This is a genomic window from Streptomyces sp. WAC06614, assembly GCF_003949795.1.
Classification (GTDB): domain Bacteria; phylum Actinomycetota; class Actinomycetes; order Streptomycetales; family Streptomycetaceae; genus Streptomyces.
On the sequence record NZ_RPRY01000523.1, the window covers coordinates 1 to 3,100 of the forward strand.

General features: G+C 74.3%; 2 protein-coding genes and 1 pseudogene. 1 reads left to right on the plus strand and 2 read right to left on the minus strand.

What is annotated here, in order from left to right; all coding sequences use genetic code 11:
• Window positions 1–597: 597 nt before the first annotated feature.
• Window positions 598–1,176 carry a TMEM165/GDT1 family protein gene (locus tag EF918_RS34150; protein ID WP_125652761.1) on the plus strand — a complete coding sequence of 193 codons (579 nt, stop codon included), beginning with the start codon at window positions 598–600 and terminating at the stop codon, window positions 1,174–1,176.
• A gap of 154 nt (window positions 1,177–1,330) precedes the next feature.
• Here EF918_RS34150 and EF918_RS34155 read toward each other — a convergent pair whose 3' ends face one another.
• Complete coding sequence (locus EF918_RS34155) at window positions 1,331–2,758, minus strand: MFS transporter (RefSeq protein ID WP_260610951.1); 1,428 nt, start codon at window positions 2,756–2,758, stop codon at window positions 1,331–1,333.
• Between the two features lie 109 nt (window positions 2,759–2,867).
• Window positions 2,868–3,100: pseudogene (locus tag EF918_RS37825) on the minus strand (hypothetical protein); the annotation flags it as partial.

Genomic DNA, 3,100 nt, shown 5'->3' on the forward strand with positions numbered 1-3,100 from the left:
CCTGGGCGGCGGGGGCGTTCAGGAGGCTGGTCAGGGCGGCGACGGACGCGACTGATGCGAGCATGCCAAGGCGACGCGCGTAGATCCTGGACATGGCGGACATGAGGGGGCTCCCTGGGTGTGCGGGGGGACGGCCGTACGGCCCCGGCGGGGCCCGGCCATGCTGGGGGCGCCGGGTGACCTGAGGGTGGGCGCCGGATGACAGCCTGGCGACATGCGCACGTCACATCAAGGTTCCGAACTGCTCCTCCTCAAACGGAGGTTGAGCTTCCAGGCTGAGCGCGGGGCAAGGTGTGGCGGGCGTCACGGGCGAGGTGGGGCGTTCGGGACCAAAGGCCCATGCCGTGCCGGCGAAGCCGTCGCGTACCCTGGAGGGAGCAGAAGGGGAGTAGCTCTTCGCCGGACCGTCGACATACTGCTGGGTCACCCAGCCGGCGCCCGGAGGCAGGCCGCGTGCAGCGGCCGTGCCAGCGAGACCTTCGGCCGCAGTGTCCTGCTTGTTCTTCCCGCGGGGCGCCGCCGAGCCGAAGCGACCCCTGGAACATCCCGGTCCCTCGGCGCGGCGCCGTCCTGCCCGACCGATCGAGGTACCACCCCGTGATCAGCTTCAGCATCCTGGCCATCGCCTTCGGCGTCGTCTTCCTCGCCGAGCTCCCCGACAAGACGGCCCTGGCCGGCCTGATGCTCGGCACCCGCTACAAGGCCTCCTACGTCTTCGCGGGCGTGGCCGCCGCCTTCGCCGTGCACGTCGGCCTCGCCATCGCGGCCGGCAGCGTGCTGACCCTGCTGCCGCACCGGCTCGTCCAGGCCGTCGTGGGCCTGTTGTTCCTGGCGGGGGCCGTGATGCTGCTGCTGAAGAAGAGCGACGGGGAAGAGGAGATCAAGGCCCCGGCCGACCAGTCCTTCTGGAAGGTCTCCGGGGCGGGCTTCATGCTCATCCTGGTCGCGGAGTTCGGCGACCTGACCCAGATCATGACCGCGAACCTCGCCGCCCGCTACGACGACCCGCTCTCGGTCGGCCTCGGCGCGGTCCTCGCCCTCTGGGCCGTCGCGGGCATCGGCATCCTGGGCGGCCGGACCCTGATGAAGTACGTCCCGCTGCGCCTGATCACCAAGGTCGCGGCGACCGTGATGGCCGCCCTGGCCGTCTTCTCCCTCTACGAGGCCGTGGCCTAGCCGCGAAGCCGAGGCGGTGGCCCGGCCCTGGTCCCGAGGCGGCGCGGAGGCCTGGCCGCGTCCGCGAGGCCGTGGCCCGGCCTCGCCCGTGCGGCCGGGGCCTAGGTCATCGCTTTCGGATCTTGCCTGACCGGCAAGATCCGAAAGAGACGGCTTAGTCGCGAGATCGTACGCCGCTGCGCGCCGCCGTCTCCACGCCCGCCACGGCGAGCAGCAGCAGACCGCAGCCCGTCACCACCAGCCAGCCGGGGCGGGAGGCCGCGGCCAGGGCGGCGGGGGCGGCGCCGGAGACCAGGCCGCCCGCGACGGCGATGCCGACCGCCGCGCCGACCTGGCGGGCGCACGAGGTGATCGCCCCGGCCACCCCGGCACGGGACGGCGGCAGCCCGCCGACGGCGGTGTTGGTCAGTGGCGCGTTGGCGAACCCGAAACCGATGCCCAGGAGCAGTTGGGCGAGCAGGATCCGGGCCGGCCCGGTGTCCGGGCCCAGGCCCAGCGCGCACAGGCCGCCGGCGGCGGTGAAGGTCCCGGCCAGCAGCAGCGGACGCCGGGGGCCGAGGCGCCCGACCAGGGCGCCGGACCACGGTGCGCACACGGTGGCCCCGAGGGCCATGGGCAGGGTCGCCAGGCCCGCGGCGAGCGGGGTCCAGCCGCGGCCGTGCTGAAGGGCGAAGGTGGTCAGCAGCAGGCCGACGTTCAGCGCGACGAACACCGATACCGCCCCCAGCACGGCAGCGGTGAACGCCGGCCGCCGGAACAGCCCGAGGTCCATCAGCGGCTCGGACCGGTTCCGTTCCACCCGGACGAACCCGGCCACCGCCACCGCCACCACCCCGTACGCGGCCAGCGCGAGCGGAGCGGCCCAGCCGATCCGGGGGCCCTCGACGAGGACCGCCACGAACGCGCACAGGGCCACCGTCAGCAGCACCTGCCCCGGCAGGTCGAGCCGCCGGGCGCGCTGCCCGTGCGACTCCGGCACGAACACGGCGACCAGGACGAGCGCGACCACCACGACCGGCACGTTCACCCAGAACACCGAGCGCCAGCCGAACGCCGAGACCAGGGCCCCGCCGGCGACCGGGCCCGCCGCCATGCTCAGCCCGAACACCGAGGCCCAGATCCCGATGGCCCGGGCGCGCTCGCGCGGGTCGGGCAGGGCGTTGACCACGATGGCCAGGGCCACGGGGCTGAGCATCGAGGCCCCGGCGCCCTGGACGGCCCGGGCCGCGACCAGCAGGCCGGGCGAGGGGGCCAGGGCGCAGGCCAGCGAGGCGAGGCCGAACAGCACGAGCCCGCACCGGAACACCCGGCGGCGGCCGAACCGGTCCGCGAGGGCCCCGGCCACGACGAGCAGGCTGGCCAGGACGACGGTGTAGGAGTCGACGACCCACTCCAGGCCGCTCGTGCCCATGCCCAGGCCCGCTCCGACGGCGGGCAGGCCGACATTGACGATGGTGGTGTCCACGCCGACCAGGAACATGCTGAGCGCGCACACGGCCAGTACGGTCCAGCGGCGCCGGGCACCGGGGGGCGGGCCGTCGGCCGCCGCACGCTCCGCGGACGGGATGAAGGAAGTGGTCACGGTCCTGCCTCCGGTAGGGAACGCTGCCCGGCCATGCTCGGACCGGATGCGCGCCCACCCCGAGGAAATTTGCCGGGACCGCAAAATGGAGCCATGGAGCGGAACGGAGTCAGGAACGCCGGGGACGGCCACCACCACGGCCGCAACGGCCGCAACGGCCGCAACGGCCGCAACGGCCACGACGGGCACGACGGGCAGGGCCACGGCCATCCGTACGGCGGCGGCCGAACCGGTCCGCGAGGGCCCCGGCCACGACGAGCAGGCTGGCCAGGACGACGGTGTAGGAGTCGACGACCCACTCCAGGCCGCTCGTGCCCATGCCCAGGCCCGCTCCGACGGCGG